We start from the raw sequence: 19,167 nt of genomic DNA, 5'->3' as shown, positions 1-19,167 counted from the left end.
TTAATAATTGATTGATGATCGTCAGATGGATTCGCTAGTGGGCGAAACACCTTTAGGATTCTGGTAAGCCCAGTGGAGGTCTACGTCCTGTGGCAGTAGGGAAATGACTGCCGCTGCCAGCAGGAATAACGCACCGCAAAAACCTATGCTGATTGAAAAACCAACGGAGACCGCAACTGAACCCAATAACAACGGGGCAAAAGCAGAGATGCCGCGGCCAACGTTGAAGCAAAAACCTGCGCCAGATGCTCGAAGGTGGGTGGGGTAAAGCTCCGCAAAATAGGAGCCGAACAGACCTACAAAAGCGATGAAAAATGCGAAGGCAGGCCCCAGCAGCAAGAGCGCGGTTTTGTCCGTGGCAAACGTGTAGATCGGCAGCATCAAACCGCAGCCGATCAGGGATATGATAATCATGCGCCGTTTGCCAATTCGGTCTGCCAGCCAACCGAAGAGGTTGTAGCCAATGAAAGTTCCCACATTCATCACCGCTATGAAGCCGGCCATAGTAGAAGGTTCGAGGCCATGTTCCTGAACTAGAATAGTTGGCAGCCAAGTCATCGCGCCCCAGTAAGCAGTCAGTGCGAGTGCCGAAGCCGTAGTGCCAAGTAGCGTTTTACGCAGCAAATCTGCGGCGAATAGCGACTTGATGGTTACTGAGTTACGAGGAGCCAAAAGATCACGACTGACTTTCCGTTCGGCTAGCCACACCGTCGACTCCGGGACGCGCAACCAGACATAGATAATCGGGATAACAACGAGAGCGCCGCTAATTACGAATAGGACGCGCCATCCATAGGTTTTCAGCAAACAGGCGGCCAACACTGCGGCAAGACCCGATCCTATGGAGAAAGAACTCAGAACAAAGGCAGTGGCGCGAGCTCGTTGATGGGGCGGCCACGCTTCGTTGACCTGTGCTGCAACTGTTCCCCATACCCCTCCAAGGCCTAGCCCAGCCAAGAAGCGCAACACTAATAACTGCTTCCAATCGGTTACACCGGCAATTGCAATGGTGAGGACGCCAAAGGTTGCCAGCGAAAGTAGCAGGGCTTTTCGACGTCCCAAGGTATCGGCCAGGCCACCCATTACCAAACTGCTAACTCCGATGCCCAGGAGTGTCGCGGTCACCATGAATCCTGCTTCGGTGGTGCTGATCTGCATGGTTTCCTTGATCGCAGGCAAGGAGATAATGAGCACCAAAATGTCGAGCGCATCAAACATGTAACTGAGGAAGCATCCGATGAGTACGCGCCACTTCATAGCGTTTAGGTTGATGTTCATAAAGCCTCCTGTTTGCCGCTCGAGGCTGACTGAGCGGCCATTTTGTTATTATTGGTTCTGACTATACGCACGTACAGTTAGTGTCGTCTAGGTGGCAAATGACAAGTGGCGCGCCTAGCCGGGGGAGGGCACAATTACGGAACATTCAGCGAAAAAACGCAGGCAGTTACATGGCGGAGGCATCGGCAAAGGAAAGGAATACCGAGGTGAGCAGGCGTGAGCAGGTGCTTGATGCCGCGGAGCGGTTGTTCGCTGAGGGGGGGTACAACGGTGTCTCGATGAGAGACATTGCGAATGCGGCTGAGGTTGGGTTGCCCCTGGTGGTCTACCACTTCAAAACGAAGCTAAACCTTTATCGTGAATTGTTTGAACGACGTAAAGCTGTGCTTGATGAGCGTTTGGGGCTGCTTCATTTACCGCTTGCCGCTGGAGAAGATCCGTTGGAGCACATCGTGCGAGCCTTCGTATTGCCAGTGATGACAAATCAGAACAGCGAAGCAGGAATCGCATACGCCAAGCTCGTCGCTCGCGAAGCTTCCGATCCCCGCGAAGTAGATCGAGGGATAGTCGCTGAGTACTTCGACCCATTTGCTGTGGAGTTCATTCGTGCTATCCGTGAGGCTCTACCCAGCATCAGTTCCAGAACCGCTCATTGGTCTTATCTGTTTGCCGTCGGTGCGTTGGTCATGAGTGTTTTCGACAACCGGATAGAACGCATTTCCGGCGGTGCAGTGAAGGCGATGGATCTCGATACCAAAACCGAGCATTTGGTAGCATTCATAAAGGCGGGAATCCACGCTGGGATAAATCGAATCTAACCTTGGGCCAGAGGAGGGCCGTTAGCCTACGACCAGACCTCGCGAAATAGACCACAGGTGTGGCTTGAGTCCAAACTGAGCGAAATGCTTGCATGTGAGCGCCCGCGCAAAAGCCCCAATGCCATCACGGTGCGTTCGCCTATGGAGAAGCTCTTAGTGCTGATACAAGATCGCAACGATGCACATCGAAGATGCACTGCTGTTTTTCAAGTATCAATGCCCGCTCCAAAGCTTTTGGCTCAGAAGGGCTCCCATCAAGAATGCTTGAGCAATGAGCGTTGGTGATTTCAAGCTACTCGCTCAAAAATGCCTCTGGCTCGCGTCATACGCGCTTGCTCCAGCAAGTGAATGAGTGGGCGTGCATTGAAGACGGCGGCGGGGATTAAAAGGATGCAGGCTTTAAGATGAAAAGGCACTCACCCCTACGGTGTTGTCGCAGGACCGCATCGACGCCAGAAAAATAATAATGCTGGGACGAAAGTTAGGGGCACTCAAGTAAATCAATCAAGAACAACTACCAAGCCATGCACTGATAGTGTGATTTTCTCCATAGGAGCCTCCCGGAACTCAGAGGATGAGTGGCAACAAAGCTTCATCCTCCGGCGTTGGAAGGCGAGTGGTGACGATCGGAAGTGGTGCCCATCAAGCGCATCTTTGACTTGTAGGTATCCACTTCGCATTAGGTGTGCTCCAGAACAGGTGATCCGCCGAATTCCGTGTTCGGCGCGTAGCCCCTCTGCTGGAAGCTGCCCGACGCCTAAGTTCTAACTCTCAAGGTTAAATGAACCGGGGGTATTTGCCGCCAAAGGAAGCTTCTGACCCGGATGGGGGGACGGATTTGGATTCCAGATGAGGCTGTAGGCATCGAAACCAGGCCAAAAATTGTCGAAGTACCGAAAATCCATAACTCTCGCCTCATCACGTTCGCTTTCGCCGATTATGTCCCACACGTATTCAAACCGGTCATTGAGGGTAGTCAGTGCGAGCAATTGGCTGGCTTGATCAGGCGATAGTCCGGCGACACGCTCCAGCGCCTCCTGGTCATAGCCTTCATTCAAAAGCCCATCAGACCTGTCAATCAACCGTTGAGCAGTGTCGAATATGCTCAAGAGCCAGCCGATACATTGGAACTGGGAGATTCGGACTGACCGGTACTCCTCGCTCAAACCGAATATTTCAACGGAGACTACGGTTTCTTTTTCGAGATGGCTAAAATTGATACAGTAAGACATTGCAGCGTTCCTTTTATTATTTTTATATGCGACGAGTACAATATCCCACATATCATTTGGATATTTCAAGAACTAAATCGTTGTCATTTTGTCAACTAGCATCAGGAATGGTAGAGCTATTTCCCACCGTTTATACTGTTCGGCGCAAATTCAGCCAAGCATTGTCCGACATTGGCCGGGAATATTAGAGCAGCACTAACAGGTACTCAATTCGGATTTAATTGTCCAAAAAAATTGGAAAAATTTCACGAAGCACTGACTGATGCGATGCGTATTCCCACCGAAGCGTTGATGCAGAACGCCCCACTAGGGCGTTTCCGCATAGCGCTAGAGGTGGCGAAATTAGTTGCGCTTCTTGTCTCTGAGCGAGGTCGCCGGATGACCGTCCATAATTATTTAATCTATAGTGAATGGCCGCGCTCTGACGAAGCCTATTGCCTTGCGCAAAATTGAGGCGCCATCTCCTTGAGCGAATCCATGCCGAAACGCTGGGTGAGTGGTTAGATGGTATCTGCACAGAACATCCTGAAGTCCGGGCAAACCAGAATGATGAACCTGCTAGCCGAATGTTTTTCAGTGCAGCTGCTGTCCCGGATGCCGCGCCCAGTTTCGTGCATGGCAATCACGCTGGGGCGCGCAGCGACTGAACAATTACGTCTTTGATGATTAAAGTACGTGCATCGCGTGCAATATCGTTCTAGACGTCAATTCGATCTGTGAGCATTATCCAGTTGAATTGTGAACAGAGTGTTGGAGTACCGGTATGTATGAGCTAAAAAAAACTGCAGAACGCTGTGTAATCGTCGTCGATTCCGAATTAGCTGTTGGACGTGCCGCTAATGCGGCGGCGGTCATCGCTCTGACAATAGGTCAACGTCATCCAGAATTGGTAGGGCCAACGCTGATTGATGCGAGCGGTCATGAGCACCCTGGATTGATTCCGATAGGCATCACCGTCCTAGCCGCCAGTCAATCCACACTTGCAGATATCCGTAGCAAAGGTCTAGAAGCCCGTTGCGATATAGTTGACTTTCCGGTCCAAGGCCAGCAGACGACCCACTATGCAGCTTTTGTGGAAGCTGTCGCTCAAATCTCCTCTGAGGAAATGGAGTATGTGGGGATAGCCTTGATTGGCGAGCGTAAAGTAATCAGCAAAATTGTGGCGAACCTGGCGCTCCTGAAGTGAACACTTCAACTTGAAGGCTTAGGAATACAGCACTAGTTTCCGAACACTTCGACCGTTGCTTGAGTTCACCCTTGCTTGACGATTACGACGAGGTCATGCGCCCGAAAAGCTCATCTTTTGTGTCTGAAAACATGATGCAGCGGTCGTTGTGACCGGTCGCGGAACCTTGGGTTGTCTTGAACAACACACACATGTGAGAACCTTTATCAGGTTGTAACCGATGCAGGAGGTCGTTTTGCTTAGTATTACGAGATTGATTATTCGCCCTAACTTTAGGATTAGCGATACGTTGTTTTTGCTGCTGTCTATTATCATGGGCATTGCTGTCGGCTGCGTAATGGGTTCCAAGATATCAATATTTATGGGGGTAGCGTTCGGCTTTTTTTCCACGGTGGTATTTTACTATATGTGGCGAACCCCAGCTTACCCCTCCCTATAAAGCTTGACTATAACGATAATAACGCTGGCGCTGACACCTAAATTAAACAGGCGACTGAGAAGTTTTAGATAAATCGCCTTCTAAAATAAAATAAATTATAGCGCCCGCTTATCAAGTTTGTTAGACGCGCCGCTGTCCGCGCTATTCGGCAATCGCGGGGGGGGGCAGCATACTGATGTTATGGTTGAGCTTTGGCATGTGCAGGCAAATGGTATAACTGTGTGCATTGGTGGTGGACAAGGAATCGCCGCGATCTTCGAACGCGTCTGACATTTGGGTAACCTTTTGTCAGCTTCCAAGATCTTGCTCCCTTGGCACCACGGCTGAAACGCATCCCCCCCCCGTCATGGAGCGCCGGTGACAATGCATTAGCGGCAATCTGCGACCTCGCCGGATGATTGTCTGTCAAAGCAGCACATCATTCTCGAGGTTTCATTGCATGAATGAATTTCAAGTTCTGATTGATAACAACCAGCGCCGGGGCGACGCGATTACCAAAGAGGATCCTGACTCCTTCGCCAAACTGGCCCGTCAGCAAACACCGGAACTACTGTGCTTCGGCTGATCCGACACCCGCGTGCCTGCGAACGAGATTGTTGGCATTCTGCCGGGCGGTCTGTTCGTCCGCCGCAACGAGCAGCGTGGTGTTGCACACTGACCTCAACGACCACCGGCAGTTTCTGGCCATTTTCTGCAGCTCCGAATCGGCTACGACGGTCCCCCCGAACAACCCAACTTCACTCCAGCCCTTAATCAACCTGCACAAATCTTTTAAACACTGCTCTCCAAACAGCGGTAATTTAATCATCCATCCCCCCAAAAAACACCACAATTCCTGGAGCCCAACGTGGACAACCACAACTGGATCAAGCTTTCCCAGGATACCGACACCGGAATTGAGTCGATCCGTGCCCATTTCAAAGGCCATGCCTACGCCCCCCACTGGCACGACAGTTTCCTGGTTGGCGTCACCGAGCAAGGCGTGCAGCAGTTCGATTGCCGGCGTGTTCGCCACTTCAGTACGCCGGGCAAAGTGTTCATGCTTGAGCCGGGGGAAATCCACGATGGGCATGCGCCGACCGAGGATGGGTTTACCTATTCCATGCTGTACCTAGATCCGCAGTGGATGGATAGGGAGATGCACGCGTTGTTCGAGGATGCGCCGGATAATAGTCAGCCGGGCTTTGCCGACACCCTGAGCCAGGATCTTGGTTTGGCCACCTCCATTTATCGGGCCTTTCATGCGTTGCATGAGGGTGAGTTGCGCATCGTACGGCAGAGTGCCATTGACGGCTTGCTGGGTTCGCTCACGAACCACCTGAATTGGCGCAAGCAAGCGGTCTTCGACCCGCGGCTGCCATTGGTGGCCCAGGTTGCGCGTGACTTCCTGCATGCCCATGTCTATGAGGACATTGGATTGGATGATCTGGCCCGGGTCTGTGGCGTTGATCGCTTTCGCCTGACGCGGGCTTTCAAGGCGGCTTTTGGGCTGGCGCCCCACGGGTATCTAATCCAGTTACGCCTGGCCAAGGCGCGACAGCTGCTGGCGCGGGGCGAAACGCCGGCGCAGGTGGCCTGTGCCTTGGGTTTTGCCGATCAAAGCCACCTGGGGCGCTGGTTCCGCCGTGCGTACTGGCTCACGCCTGCGGATTACCGCAAGCGCTGCTCAATCCTTCCAGACTGAAACGTATTTTCTCGCAATCATGGGCTCCTGTCTGATAAAGGAGTACCGCCATGTCTTTTTCGCTGTTGTTCTCTTTCCCTTCAATGTGCTGCAGTCAGGGAGGTTGAGCCATGGAATCAATGCTGCCTTTTCTGTTATTTGCATTCGTTGCCTCGATCACACCGGGCCCGACCAATATTCTGGTGCTGAGCCACAGTTCGCGCCGGGGGATGGGCGCCACATTGCCGGTCATTTTTAGCGCTTGCGTTGCGTCAGCTCTGATAGTGCTTGGCGTCGGGCTGGGTGTGGGCGAGACACTGCTGCGATTTCCGCGTGTGCAGGAGGTGATGGCTTGGGCCGGAGTGCTCTGGTTGAGTTGGCTCGCCTGGCAGATCTTTCGCAGCGCGCCGCCGTGCTTGGACCGCGCCGCGCCGCAAGAAGAGGGCATAAATGTGTTGGGAGCTGCCCTCTTGCAGCTGATCAACCCCAAGGTGTGGATGATGGCAGTGGCGGTGGTCAGCGTGTTTGCCGGTGCTGGCGACAAAAGCCTTCGGGTCCTGCTGCTGTCGCTTGTGTTTCTGTTGGTCTCGTTGCCGTGCATGACCTTGTGGGCATGGCTCGGCGTGGCCAGTGCGCGAGCCTTTAGCTCACCACGGACATTCAAGCGTATGAACCAGGCCCTGGCATTCCTGCTACTGGTATCGGCCTGGTTGACGGTATTGGTGTAGGGCAGCCTCGAGCACACCTTCACGCTGGTTGAGCCGTTCATTGACTACGACCTGTCGCACTTCAATTTCATCAAGAATGATCTGGTGAACTGGGGTGGGCAAAACCAGGAGCATCACGCCTTCGATGAGGGTAGCCTGAACTTCGTGCACTCGAAGACCAGCAGTGAAGTCTTGAGAATCTGCGATGCCATCCGCTTACTGGAATGCCAGCTCTTCACGAGAAGGCAAAAGGAGTCTGGGGAGAAGTACCTTGCATAGGTGAATGAAAAATCGAGTGGAGCAGGAGGAGGCTGGCGGGGCTCGCTAGGGCGCCGGAAGAGGTGCAGAAGGAGCAGAAGGAGCAGAAGGAGCAGAAGGAGCATCAGGCGGTATTGAAAGCCCTTGAAAAGCGCGCTGTGGAGCTCGGTGAGGAGCTTCAGCTCATCGAGCGGTGCCTCGCTAGTCGCCCAACGTGAGCAGAGTAGTGAGCAACCTGCTCGGGCGTTGCCCGCCTAGAAACCTTTTCATTCCAAGCATGGAATTCCTAACCAAACTTGGCTTCCAGATAAATGTCTGCCGCTACGTGCGTGCGTGCGTGCGTGACGTTAAGTATCCGTTTACCAAGGCGACGCGTAATTTAATTAGCGCATCATGATCGAAAAGTCCTCATTGACATGGTCTGACTTCTGTACGCGCTCTTCAACGTACCGGAGAAGTGCTTCGCTGTCGGTGGTCTTAAGGTCAATACCAATCGCACTGATTGTAGGGTTTGGAGGATAGGACTCCTGCTAACAGGCGAACCCGTGGCTGATTCTCTCAAGTTCCGCCTTTACGAGTTCGTACCCCGCTTCAGTTAAAACGAGCTCCATCGGTGTGCTACCACTAAAGGCTATTTTCGGTTGGATCAGCCAAACATCCGCTTTCGCTTTGTTGCCAAAGACTTGCTCGGCCTGGCGCTGAACCAGTTCGATATACTTCATTTTCTGACTCACTTGAGACCCTTTGATGATGGCTGGAGGCACTCAGTTTTAGCGCTTTTCTGTGCGACAGCAGGAGTATACCCGCGGTTGATGCATGCGTTAGCTGGGCTTCGTACGTAACGTCATGAGCAGAACGGCGCGTCGATCCAAGGATTGCAGCTTTCGAACGCGACTGCTGAATTCATTCCTGCCCGGGTTATTCTGTAGCTCAGGCGAGCATCGGAACACTTTGTTCTAGGAACCACCAATTGAAAAATTCAGGAAAAACCTTGGCAGAGCGCGAAGGGCTGCAATCGGTGATCGAAAGTGCGCGCAAATCAGCCGCTGCAGGCTATCCGGATTTTACAGCGGGTGATCCTGCGACCTTCGTTGCGGATTTTCTCTTCCAAAAGGAGAAGGAGGGCATGAGCCTTGACCAGGCGCTTGAGGCACTGGTCGCATTCAAGCGCAATCGGAAGTCTTGAGGTTTCGTCCTGGCTGCATGGGCATTTTTTTAGATGCCGATCCAGTTAATCAGGACTGTTCATCCATTCTTCGACCTGACGCTCCCAATCCTTCTCGCAAAAATCAAGTGTCGGCCAATAGTTTTGAAACTCCCCATAGTCTAGTTTCAAAGCTTTCGCCCTAGATTTTTTGTCAACGACAATCCAAGCACAGTACATTCTTTCTTCCCAGCTGTCCGCAGAGAGCAACACATCTCCTATATCAAGTTTGCCTCCTGATCCGAACAATCGAGAATTAAAAAACTCAATTGCGACGTGGGAATAGTTTGGCTGGCGATGGGTAACTGCGTCAACCATATGGTACAGCAAGCCAATGCATTGAAAAATCGACCGTGTGATTGACTCTTTTTTTTCTGTGGTGTGCTCTGTTTCTAACACGAGCCCAGCATTAGTTTGTAATAGACGCACATCGATGGAGAAGGTAGGCATGATCAGATCCTCATTTTATTAGCAGTTCGCTTCGGTACATACTTTCCTACGATTCCGGAATGGACATTTCCGCATCAAATCGTGAAACATCATGTTGAACGAGTCAAAGCCAGGCCAATAATTTTTATTTTCCTCGTCGTCATAGTCATACCCGAGTGCAAGTGCTTGGTCTTGATAGCTCAATAGCGGCCAGATAAGGTTGAAACGCTCCCGCCAAGTTTCAGCTCGAACAAGAGCACAGGCGGTTTCCCAGTCCAGCGACGCAAGATTTGTCAACGCATCGGAAACATTGCTTTCACGGACAATTTCGTCCCACTCATCAACGAGCGCTCGCATTTTGTCGAACACAGATAATATCCAGCCGACAGTTTGGAATCTGCACTCGCGCACTGACTGCGAAACTTCACCTAAGTCATTAAATATCACGAAAGCGGTTTTTGTGTTTTCTGAATGTTCAACGTGGATGGAATAAGACTCCATTGCATAACACCTTTTTTATTGTTGTATGAACAAGCTAGCATGATAGATTTTTATTTTGCAAGAAGCTTTCGCTTGACAAGTATCAAGTTTTATATATAAAAACAGCTACTTAAATTCTGCGCGCTAACAAGAGTCTGCTTAAATGTGCAGATTGACTTAGCCCTGGTAAACGTAATTTAGGTGAGTGATAAGAATGCCCTATGACCTAGAAAATCGTTTGGTAATAGGCGTGGCTTCCAGCGCCGTTTTCGACTTGGTGGCGTCGGATGCCGTGTTTCAGGGCCAGGGAGAGGAGGAGTACCGCAAATTTCAGCAAGAAAACCTCCACGTCCCGCTTCCTAAGGGGATTGCGTTCCCCTTCATCAAGCGTTTGCTGTCGGTGAATGACTTGAGCGTTGATCCTGAGGATCCGCTAGTAGAGGTCATTCTTCTTTCGCGAAATGATCCTGACACCGGGCTGCGCGTACTGAAGACAATCGAGCACTACGGGCTTGGGATGACAAGGGCGATTTTCATGCAAGGAAAATCCCCTTACGAGTACATACCGGCACTGAATATCGCTCTGTTTTTGTCTGGTGACAAAAAAGACGTGGAGGCTGCTATTAAGGCGGGTTATCCGGCTGGGCAGGTGCTCGACTCAAAATTCGAAGACGACGAAGCTGATAAAACCCTGCGCATCGCATTCGACTTTGACGGCGTACTCGCCGGCGACGAATCTGAAACAATCATGCAGGCCTCTGGCTTTTCAGTGTTTCATGCCCATGAAGTGAAAAACGTCATGGAGCCGCATAACCCTGGGCCGTTGAAGGAGTTCATGGTGCGGATTTCCAAGATCCAATCGGTCGAGGAGAAGCACAAAAAGCAAAACCCGAAGTACGAAAACCGTATTCGCGTTTCGATCGTCACGGCGCGGAATGCTCCGTCTCATGAGCGTGCGATGAATACCCTCAAGAGTTGGGGCGTCATGGCCAACGACGCTTTCTTTCTGGGGGGGTATCGAGAAAGGCAAAATTCTGGCCGTGTTGAAACCGCACATTTTCTTCGATGACCAATCCGGGCATCTAAAATCGACCAGTGCGGTTGCTCCGTCCGTGCACATTCCTTTCGGCATTACCAACAATGCTACAACTGAGGATGTGATAGCGACTGAGGCTGATCAGGTAGTGGTGTAGGACTACGACCTGATGTTTATTTGCGGCTTCTCCGACGAGGCGACACCCAGCGTCTTGCGATCGCGACTCGGATTAACCGATGAGGTAGGGAGACTTCTGAATGTTCTGGTTGGGGCCGTTTGAGTAAAAATCCAAAAAAGAGCTGCTGGATCGACTTAAAGACTATCTGCAAAACGCACCAAAAGGCGTGGTCACCAACAAGCTCGCAGTCAAAAAAATGCACCTGCTAATAGCAATGCATCCGGAGGCGAGCAGAAAAATTGGTGTCGGGATCGACCACTTCAAGATCGTGAGAAATGCCTTGGGAGCGGGTAGGGGGATCAAACTTGTGGCGAAACGCAGTTGAATAGGATGATCATCCTAGCCGTCGGTTGACAGTGGCCTTCCTCGCTGATGACACCGAAAGCCCACCGAACGACACGCTGGAATCGACGTAGCGCAACGCGGATTTCATGTCCTTCCAGCCCACATAGCTCATCAAGCTCTTGATATCCCACCCGTTGGCTGAGGCCCAGGTTGCAAAGCCTCGCCGCATCGAGTGGCTGCTATACAACTCCGCTGGCAATCCTGCCTCTTTGAAAATGCGGCGCAGGACGGGGATCAAGCTATGCGGTTGCATGGCTTTTCCTGAAAGATTGCCCCAGCGATCAATCCGCTGGAACACCGGGCCTTTCGCGATCCCGGCAACTGTTATCCAGTTGATGTAGGCCTCGACGGGGCACAGCATGATGAGCGCCGGCGTCTGGAACGTAGATCCTTCATGTTGGCGGTCACCCTTGGTATAGGGCAGGAAAAAGGTAATGCCCTCACCACTTATGGCTTGAGTGTTCGCCACCGTCAGCCTGGCCAACTCGTCGCCTCGAAAGCCACGCCAAAACCCAATCAAGATCATCGCCACCGAGCGACGGTGACGCACCAGCGATTTGTAGTCTCCTTGCTCAATGGCGACTGCAGCTTCCCCTTCAAGCCATGTGACTGCTTGCTCCAGATGCTTCAGTAGCAGTGGGGCGGCCTGTTTAACCTGTGCAGGGTGCACAACCCTAATACCTTTGATCATCTGGCGAACGTCAGGCGTCTTTGTCGGATCAGGAAAACCCTGAGTGATGTGCCATTGCGCAATAGCGGCCAGTCGCTGCTTAAGCGTATTGATGGAGAGCTTGTCGGCGTATTCAGCCAGGTAGCGAACGACGCCCGCGCCGTTCGTTGGAAGGTAACCGCCCCAAGTCACCTCAAAATGCTCGATCGCCGCCCGGTAGCTTTTTCGGGTGTTCTCCCGGGTGCCGGCGCTGAGGTACCGGTCTGCCTTTTCCATTGCATTTTGCCTTCAAATTTAGAGTGTTTCTGATTGCACGCGCCATTGGGCGGTTTTTCGGGCACCAAGGCGGATCAAGAAGACATAAGACACCATTATGGTCTTCTAGCAAATGGAACTCAAACACTGTAAATTCTTTGTTTCATGTCATGTACTTTCATGACGCGTAATACAGTACGAAATCGTAGGAGTTCACATGGCCCGTGGCGGAATCAACAAAGCAGTGGTGCAAAATGCACGGCAGGCGCTGCTCGCCAAGGGCATGCATCCCAGCATCGACGCGGTACGCGTCGCCTTGGGTAATACCGGCTCAAGAACGACCATCTCGCGGTACCTGAAGGAGCTTGAGTCATTTGCTCCACGTCCTGCAGCTTCTCGCGAGCGTATGGGAGAAGAGCTGACGGCAATGATGGAAAGTCTGCTGGATCGGCTGATGGAGGAGGGCGAAGAAGCGATTGCCAAAGCCACCTCAGCCTTTGATCTAGAGCGATCAGACCTGCAGCGGCAGATTGTCGAGCTTCAAACCGAACTGGCCGCTGCGTCTCGCGAGGTGACCACGCAGAAGGCAGCCATCAAGGCACAAAGCGCCGAACTTCAGACCACGCAGTCTTCGCTTCAGGCAGAGCTGACGCGCAATGCTGGCTTGAGCCAACGCTGCGCCGACCTTGACTCGCTTGCTGCCGAGAAGGACAAGCAAATCCAGTCCCTGGAAGAAAAGCATGTACATGCCCGTGGCGCCCTGGAGCACTACCGTGAGTCGGTGAAGGAGCAGCGTGAGCAGGATCAGCGGCGGCACGAGTCCCAGCTGCACGAGATGCAGGTCGAACAGCGCAAGTTGCGTGAGACCTTGGCCCTGAAACAGGACGATCTGACCCGGCTGAACAGGGACAATGAGCGGCTACTCGGCGACGCCAGGCAGCAGGCCAAGACCCTTCATGGTCAAGAGGCGCAAATCGGATCGCTCAGCGCAGAAGTTCAGGGATTGAGGCTGAGCGAAGCCAAGTCTATGGCAGTGGCAGAACAGCTCCGCGAGCAAGTCTCGGTGCTTCGCGAGGAATCCAAGGAGCTCCAACGGTCAGCCATCGAGGCCAATCTTCGAGAGCAAGAGGCCTTAGCCTTGTTGGCAAGCGTCCAGGTAGAGAACGATCAATTGCACCAAGGCCAGGGTGAGAACTCTGGGCTGGACGAGGTTGCAGGGGGCCATGAGGCGCCCGGCGACAAGCCACCTACCGCGCGCGCAAAACTTTCAAAACCATCGAGGAAATGAAGCATGGCTCAGGTGATTTCGAAACTCGGTACGCCCGATATCTCTTCATCCGATTTGAAATGGGCGCACCAGCGCCTCAGTGAAATGCTGAGTGACCGTGCTGGTCGACGCGTCTATTTCCAAACTTTACGGCCGTTGCTTTGTGAGGATGGGCCCACGGTCAGGCGAGAGTCAGTCAGCCGAGCAACGCCTTGATGACCTGCGCAAGGTTGCGGGCATCATCAATGCCTCGATGGTAGGTGCCTTGCCACGTCAGCCCCATTGACTCAACAGCCGGCTTTAGCCCCATCGCGCGACAGTCGAGTATCTTCCAATGCCACCTTTTCGCATTGTGGTGCGTCAGGCCATCGAGCATTGCTGGGCACTTACCGAACACTGCATCCCTTGCGAGCTGTTTTGCGTCATATTCACCCCATGAAGCCCAGGCGGCTGAGGGGTATCGGCTTGTGAATGCCGCCAGATCCTGACTCACCTGCGCATAGGTGCCGGCCGCATCAACCTCATGCTGCTCAATGGAAGTGAGCGTCGTGCAGAAAGTTGTCAGGATAGGATTGATCGTGGGGCGTACAAAGCGCTGAAACTCATCAACCACCTCCAGGGTGTGTAGGTCGAGCACGACCAGTCCTACCTCGATTGTCTCCATCTGGTCAGGCTCGACCAGCAGCTTTGCCCACGAATCCGCGCCCTCAGGCAGTTCATCGCACGTCGCCTCCAAGTCCACGCAAAGCAAAAACCGCACAGGTGAAAGGGCGTCTTTCACTGCCTGCAGGTGCTGGGTCTTGCGCTGGATATCCATGGTTGGGCCCCATTAAAATGTGAATAGCGTACACGAGCCGCACCTTGGTCACCGTTCGGCATTAATAGAAACACGCAGCCACTGTCTAGAAAAAATGCGATCCACCCCCAGAAAACTCTATATGTAGTGATATTTCTTGCTAGAGTGTCTACATGTAGTAATCTTTGGTGTCCCAAGGAAAATTCAAGGAGGGGCAGTATGGCCCCAGTCATCAAGTGGCTCGTCAACCTGGCTAACCGTTGGGTGGTATGGATCTTTCGCAAGCGCAACGTAGGCGTGGCCATCGTAGTAGCGTGCTGTCCCGTCTTGGTGGCCATCGTATCAGGCAATATATCGGTGGAGGCGAGCGGAATCCTCGGGGCCGTGGATGCCTTCAAATTCAGCACCAGCGGCGGTGCAGAAGACGTGGTGCAGACCGTCATTGCCTGGGCCATGCTGGCCGGTGTCGCCATCGGGATCGGGTTAACGGTTCATGCCTACTGCAAGGAAAGCCAAGAAGCCGATACCAAGCGGGTGATCGTTGTTGAGCTACGAGGCCTTATTGACACCTCCGATCATCCTCTGATCGAAACGATTCCCAAGAGCTTGTCAGGGCGAAAGGTCGATGCCCTCGTTGACGTCCGTCAGTTGCTAACAGGCCCCACCCCCAATGTCACCAGCGCTCTCCTGGAGATCAGCCACATGCAGCGCAACCTTCGCCAGGTGCGCGGGGACACCGCCCGGGCCCATGTGCAAGTCGTTGCTGGCGGCATCATGCCTGTACCTCTGTTGTTCTACGCCGGTGCGCTCCTGGACGATGAAGGCCATGTTCTACTCATGGATTGGGAGCGTGCCAGCAAGCGTTGGATGCCATTGGCTGAACCGGACGACGGAACTCGATTTGTGGTCAGCGGGGCGCAGAACGCGCGGGAAAACAAAGCGGTGGTGCTCGCGATTTCAGCGTCCTATCGGGTCGACATGCCTGGCATTGAGATGACCTTCCCTGGAGTGCCTGTGGTGCATATGGAGCGCCAAGAGCTGTCTGTGAATTCGATTTGGTCTGAGGACACTCAGATCCAGCTGACAAACCAGTTCCTGCAGATGCTAGGCGTACTGGTCAACGACGGTGTTGACCTTGTCCACCTGGTGCTGGCAGCGCCCGCAAGTCTTACGATCAGGTTTGGTATGGCCTACGACGGACGCAACATGCCAACACTGCGTTGCTATCAATGGAACCGGGGTCAGATTCCGCCCTATGAGTGGAGTGTGCAAATGCCCGCTCGCCAGCATGATGCTGCTGCTTACCTTCCGACCCCAACCCCAGAAGCTATCGCCGATTAAAAGGGAAGAGCCCATGAACATTCAGGTACAACCACGCTCAGCCAGAATCGCCAAATCGTTGGTGTCTCGAAACGAGGAAATGCAGTGGGAGATTTTCATCGTCTCCATGCTGAAGAAGCTTGAGCTTTCTCCCGAAAATCACGCCAAAGCCTGTCGGCGGTACGCGCAGTTTGCCCATCACATCGCTCAAAAACTGGGTGTTGACGATGATGATGTGCATGTCGTTGTGCAGGGCTCCATGCGCACCCAAACCACGATCGCAGGGGATGGTCGCGAAAAGTTCGACCTGGATGTAGTGGTCAAGCTCAGCGGCCCACGCTTTGAACGGCTGCGTGATTCTGGGCCGTTTTTTGAGGCGTTCGGCGAGGCGCTTGAGGGCCTTGAAGGGGCTGGTAAACCTGAAGCCAAAAATCGCTGCTGGCGTTTGCCCTATCCGAACGAGCCCTTCTACTTTGACGTCACACCCGCCATCCCGCTTTCCCAGCACATCACCGGCGCAAATTTGCGTGTGCGTGACGAAGAGCAGGGCTGGAGCCCGTCAAACCCTGAGGAGTTTGCAGACTGGTTTTGCACGATCGCGGACAAGCGCTTTATCTTCAGACGTAGCCTGAACAAGGCAGCGATGGACTCCGCGAAGGTTGACCCGATTCCCGATCAGCCGATCGGTATCGATGATGTGCTTCGGCGCATGGTGCAGTTGATGAAGCTTCACCGTGACAGCTACTACAAGAAACAGTCCGATGCTCGGCGCGTGGCAAAGCCTATCTCCGTGATTCTGGTCACCTTGGCCGCCAAGGCTTATGACGAAATGGCCTTGTCTGGCCAGTATGTCGGGTGCTCGGCCATCGAAGTGGCGCTGGAATTGGTCACTCGCATGCCCGCTTTTATCCAGCGCGGCCGCGAAATCCGAGTTGAAAATCCGGCAATGATTGGAGTCCACGGCGAAAACTTCGCAGAGAAATGGAACACCGATGGTGGAGTACGCGACCAGGAGTTTCAGACGTGGCATGCGGTGCTAGAACGCGATCTGGAGGCCCTGTTCTCCGAGGAGTACAGCAAGCGCTCCGAAAACCGCGTTCATGCCGTATTCGGCGAGCTTGGAGTGACGGCGTGGAAATCCAGTCACGGGAGCGGCATCCTGGCAGGTCTTCGGGCAACAGCACCTGGCCTTGCAGGCACGCACCCTGCGGCCCCTCGCTCCACTGGGTCGAGCAATACCCTTGCCTGACAACGTCATTCAGCCCACTCCCTTCGAGCAGGCAGCTGGAGCTGTCCAGGAGTGGTTTGACGGGCCTGGCTCTGCCATGGTGGCACGCGTTCAACATCCCGATCGAGGCCGCCATCTCGCGGCCTGGCACATGCATCTGCCTCATCCGGTGATGGGGACGCAGAGAGTGACGCTGTCACTGCTTCGTGATTTTCCTGCGTCTGCCCCTCAGATCCACTTCGCCCCAGAGCTGTGTCTCAACTGGCCGCATGTCGAGGAAAGTGGACGATTTTGCCATGGGGTGGAGCCCGAAGCAGGGGATTACGCAGACCCGACCCAGATTGTTCAGTGCGTCCTTGAGCGGCTGCAGGCGTTCTGGGAAAACACCGAGAATCCATCGTGGATCAGTGAAGAGTTTCAAAAGGAAAGCCTGTCGTACTGGCTTCGGTTCTGTCGGTTGTATCAGAGGAAGCAGGGGCGCTTAAGCCCGGTGGAAGCCCGCGTCCATTACACGGCAATTGATGAAGTCACAGAAGGTCGGGTGGCCAGTTATTTCAAGGAGAGCAATCGCAAACCGCGTTGCCGGATGCTGGTAGCCACCCTGGGCAAGGATGACCCAAATACCCTGGCTCATCAGTATCGTTGGGCTTCAGGTAACCTCGTTCGCGGCGACGCACTGTTCGCTCCACTGCCCGAAAATACCCCGTGGGGCCCGACTGACTGGCCCCAGACATTTGATGCGCTCAGCGATCTTGTCGGTGGCATCACCGGCAATCCCCAAACCGTACCCGAGTGGATCCAGGACAAAGCGGGCAAGCGGCGATCATCCTTGCTCGTTGTCCTGGTGCAACGGAATGTGTGTTATGGGTACCAGATTTCAGCGCCAGTCGTACCAGGCCTGACCGCACCCCAGATCACTCCCATTACCCTTCAGCGGGTCGATCCGGATTGGGCGTTGGCCCGTGACCAGCAGTTGCCCACCCTTCATCAACGTCGACAACGCCGCGTGTTGGTTCTGGGGTGTGGATCGTTAGGTGCACCGGTAGCGGAGCTGCTCGCTCGCGCCGGCGTAGGCGAGTTGCATCTGGTCGACATGGAGGTGCTGGAAGCCCCAAATTGCTCAAGGCACGTACTGGGCGCTGACGACATTGGCGAGGGTAAAGCTGAGGCGCTGGCCAGGCGATTGCGTTTATCGATACCCGGCCTGGCTGTCACCGGCTTGGCCGCGACCGCAGCAGTCTACGTGTCGGCGAGGTGCAAGCCCGGAGACTATGATTTGGTGCTCGATTGCACGGGGGAGGCCGCAGTACGCAGCATGCTCACACGCTTCCGCACACTCTCGCTGGGTGGATGCTCAGTTGTACACGGCTGGATGGAGCCGTTTTGCAGCGCGGCTCATGCTGTCTTCATTGGGCATGATCGGGAATGGCCGGTGAACGATCCTACAGCCAAGGTCAACGTTGGCCAATGGACTTCCGAGACGCGCATCCAGCTCCCCGCCTGCGGCGCAGGTTTTCACCCCTATGGTGCAGCAGATGCGTGGCAGTCTGCCGGGTTTATCGCTGAGCGCGTGTTGGCCACCCTCGACAACCCAGCAATGCCGTCGACCATCTGGAGCTGGGTCAGATCGAAGGCCTTCTTCGACTCGCTCGGCGTGCGGGTCAAGGTTGGCCCGCTTGCACCCAATAGTACTAATACCTTTGATTCGATCCAGATCAGTCGCAGCTTTGAAGACGTCTTAGGTGAGTAATGTGCAACGTATGTTGAGGTTCCGGATCAAGGGGGCGGCCTGGAGCATGCAGTTTTCTCCAGACGTCATTGATGCACTTGCGGCGTGCGCGCAGCGAGGTCGGCACTCTCAGGAGGCCGTAGGTCAGCTGTATTGCGCGGATCTTTCTGCCGAACCTATCCGCATTGATCGAATGACTCGTCTCACCCCGCAGTGGGCAGGGTACTCAGGAGTCAGGCTGGATATGGGAGCAGTGAAACGAGAACGCCTGGAGATGTACGCCGAAGGTTTTCATTGTCTGGGTTTCTGGCACAGCCATCCTGAGCCACGCCCTACACCCTCAAATGACGATATCAAAATGGCCAGAGAACACGCTCAAGCCGGCAAAAATGATTTCGAGGGTCTGGTGTTCGCCATTGTGGGCACTGATGCCTTCCCGCCGGGCCTGGGCGTCTGGGTGCATGATGGAGTCACGTTGTGGCGGGCTGAACCAGAGGCTCAGGATGTGGGCGTGATAAAGCTATCGGAGTGAAGCCCATGGGTGGGGCAGCCGTCTTTTTTCTCAAGCTTTCCTTCCCGCTCACGTACGCAGTCTAACCATATGGATACTGATTAGGTTATAACAATATATATTTTTGCTTCTATTATG

At 53.9% G+C, this 19,167-nt stretch carries 17 protein-coding genes and 3 pseudogenes; 13 read left to right on the top strand and 7 right to left on the bottom strand.

Features of this window, described 5'->3' with window-relative positions:
• Nucleotides 1–21 precede the first annotated feature (21 nt).
• Nucleotides 22–1,278 (bottom strand): MFS transporter, encoded by a 1,257-nt coding sequence (locus tag BK665_RS19375; protein WP_123408246.1) that lies wholly within the window; start codon nt 1,276–1,278, stop codon nt 22–24.
• 170 nt (nt 1,279–1,448) lie between these two features.
• On the opposite strand from BK665_RS19375, the gene BK665_RS19370 reads away from it, so the two are divergent.
• Nucleotides 1,449–2,096 (top strand): TetR/AcrR family transcriptional regulator, encoded by a 648-nt coding sequence (locus BK665_RS19370; protein ID WP_123408244.1) that lies wholly within the window; start codon nt 1,449–1,451, stop codon nt 2,094–2,096.
• A gap of 764 nt (nt 2,097–2,860) precedes the next feature.
• Here BK665_RS19370 and BK665_RS19365 read toward each other — a convergent pair.
• Nucleotides 2,861–3,328, bottom strand: coding sequence for a hypothetical protein (locus tag BK665_RS19365; protein ID WP_123408242.1), 468 nt, complete (start codon nt 3,326–3,328; stop codon nt 2,861–2,863).
• A gap of 763 nt (nt 3,329–4,091) precedes the next feature.
• Between BK665_RS19365 and BK665_RS19360 the strand changes: the two genes are divergently transcribed.
• The 5 genes and pseudogenes from BK665_RS19360 to BK665_RS35195 form a co-directional block, all read left to right on the top strand.
• Nucleotides 4,092–4,514, top strand: coding sequence for a DUF2000 domain-containing protein (locus BK665_RS19360; RefSeq protein WP_123408240.1), 423 nt, complete (start codon nt 4,092–4,094; stop codon nt 4,512–4,514).
• A gap of 878 nt (nt 4,515–5,392) precedes the next feature.
• A pseudogene (locus BK665_RS19350) lies at nt 5,393–5,618 on the top strand (carbonic anhydrase); the annotation flags it as partial.
• A 182-nt stretch (nt 5,619–5,800) separates the two neighbouring features.
• Nucleotides 5,801–6,637 carry an AraC family transcriptional regulator gene (locus BK665_RS19345; protein ID WP_123408237.1) on the top strand — a complete coding sequence of 279 codons (837 nt, stop codon included), beginning with the start codon at nt 5,801–5,803 and terminating at the stop codon, nt 6,635–6,637.
• Nucleotides 6,638–6,747: 110 nt separating this feature from the next.
• A complete protein-coding gene (locus tag BK665_RS19340) occupies nt 6,748–7,344 on the top strand; it encodes a LysE family translocator (protein WP_123408235.1) in 597 nt (198 codons plus the stop codon).
• Nucleotides 7,345–7,347: 3 nt separating this feature from the next.
• Nucleotides 7,348–7,839, top strand: a pseudogene (locus BK665_RS35195) (AAA family ATPase); the annotation flags it as partial.
• 272 nt (nt 7,840–8,111) lie between these two features.
• Here BK665_RS35195 and BK665_RS19330 read toward each other — a convergent pair.
• Complete coding sequence (locus tag BK665_RS19330) at nt 8,112–8,303, bottom strand: MbcA/ParS/Xre antitoxin family protein (protein ID WP_123408232.1); 192 nt, start codon at nt 8,301–8,303, stop codon at nt 8,112–8,114.
• 248 nt (nt 8,304–8,551) lie between these two features.
• On the opposite strand from BK665_RS19330, the gene BK665_RS19325 reads away from it, so the two are divergent.
• Nucleotides 8,552–8,767, top strand: coding sequence for a hypothetical protein (locus BK665_RS19325; protein ID WP_148053237.1), 216 nt, complete (start codon nt 8,552–8,554; stop codon nt 8,765–8,767).
• A 45-nt stretch (nt 8,768–8,812) separates the two neighbouring features.
• Here BK665_RS19325 and BK665_RS19320 read toward each other — a convergent pair whose 3' ends face one another.
• Together BK665_RS19320 and BK665_RS19315 are read right to left on the bottom strand one after the other, a co-directional pair.
• Nucleotides 8,813–9,235, bottom strand: coding sequence for a hypothetical protein (locus tag BK665_RS19320; protein WP_123408228.1), 423 nt, complete (start codon nt 9,233–9,235; stop codon nt 8,813–8,815).
• 18 nt (nt 9,236–9,253) lie between these two features.
• A complete protein-coding gene (locus BK665_RS19315) occupies nt 9,254–9,715 on the bottom strand; it encodes a hypothetical protein (RefSeq protein WP_123408226.1) in 462 nt (153 codons plus the stop codon).
• A gap of 193 nt (nt 9,716–9,908) precedes the next feature.
• Here BK665_RS19315 and BK665_RS19310 point away from each other — a divergent pair.
• Nucleotides 9,909–10,887: pseudogene (locus tag BK665_RS19310) on the top strand (5'-nucleotidase).
• A 355-nt stretch (nt 10,888–11,242) separates the two neighbouring features.
• Here the strand turns inward: BK665_RS19310 and BK665_RS19305 are convergent.
• Nucleotides 11,243–12,199, bottom strand: a complete 957-nt coding sequence (locus BK665_RS19305; RefSeq protein WP_123408224.1) for a tyrosine-type recombinase/integrase — start codon at nt 12,197–12,199, stop codon at nt 11,243–11,245.
• Nucleotides 12,200–12,395: 196 nt separating this feature from the next.
• Between BK665_RS19305 and BK665_RS19300 the strand changes: the two genes are divergently transcribed.
• A complete protein-coding gene (locus BK665_RS19300; RefSeq protein ID WP_123408222.1) occupies nt 12,396–13,466 on the top strand; it encodes a DNA-binding protein in 1,071 nt (356 codons plus the stop codon).
• A gap of 175 nt (nt 13,467–13,641) precedes the next feature.
• On the opposite strand, the gene BK665_RS19295 is transcribed toward BK665_RS19300, so the two are convergent.
• A complete protein-coding gene (locus BK665_RS19295; RefSeq protein ID WP_123408220.1) occupies nt 13,642–14,262 on the bottom strand; it encodes a 3'-5' exonuclease in 621 nt (206 codons plus the stop codon).
• Nucleotides 14,263–14,460: 198 nt separating this feature from the next.
• On the opposite strand from BK665_RS19295, the gene BK665_RS19290 reads away from it, so the two are divergent.
• Genes BK665_RS19290 through BK665_RS19275 form a run of 4 tightly spaced genes read left to right on the top strand, consistent with a single transcriptional unit; the run spans nt 14,461 to nt 19,050 of the window.
• Nucleotides 14,461–15,582 (top strand): SAVED domain-containing protein, encoded by a 1,122-nt coding sequence (locus BK665_RS19290; protein WP_123408218.1) that lies wholly within the window; start codon nt 14,461–14,463, stop codon nt 15,580–15,582.
• A 13-nt stretch (nt 15,583–15,595) separates the two neighbouring features.
• Nucleotides 15,596–16,810 carry a nucleotidyltransferase domain-containing protein gene (locus BK665_RS19285; RefSeq protein WP_221179262.1) on the top strand — a complete coding sequence of 405 codons (1,215 nt, stop codon included), beginning with the start codon at nt 15,596–15,598 and terminating at the stop codon, nt 16,808–16,810.
• Nucleotides 16,803–18,539: a HesA/MoeB/ThiF family protein gene (locus BK665_RS19280; protein WP_123408214.1), complete on the top strand. Its 1,737-nt coding sequence runs from the start codon at nt 16,803–16,805 to the stop codon at nt 18,537–18,539. Before BK665_RS19285 ends, BK665_RS19280 begins: the two co-directional genes overlap by 8 nt.
• A gap of 10 nt (nt 18,540–18,549) precedes the next feature.
• Nucleotides 18,550–19,050: a Mov34/MPN/PAD-1 family protein gene (locus BK665_RS19275; RefSeq protein ID WP_123408212.1), complete on the top strand. Its 501-nt coding sequence runs from the start codon at nt 18,550–18,552 to the stop codon at nt 19,048–19,050.
• Nucleotides 19,051–19,167: the final 117 nt, after the last annotated feature.

Origin of the sequence: Pseudomonas frederiksbergensis (genome assembly GCF_003732665.1) — a bacterium.
Classification (GTDB): Bacteria; Pseudomonadota; Gammaproteobacteria; order Pseudomonadales; family Pseudomonadaceae; genus Aquipseudomonas; species Aquipseudomonas frederiksbergensis_G.
This window is presented reverse-complemented; position numbering and strand designations above follow the sequence as displayed.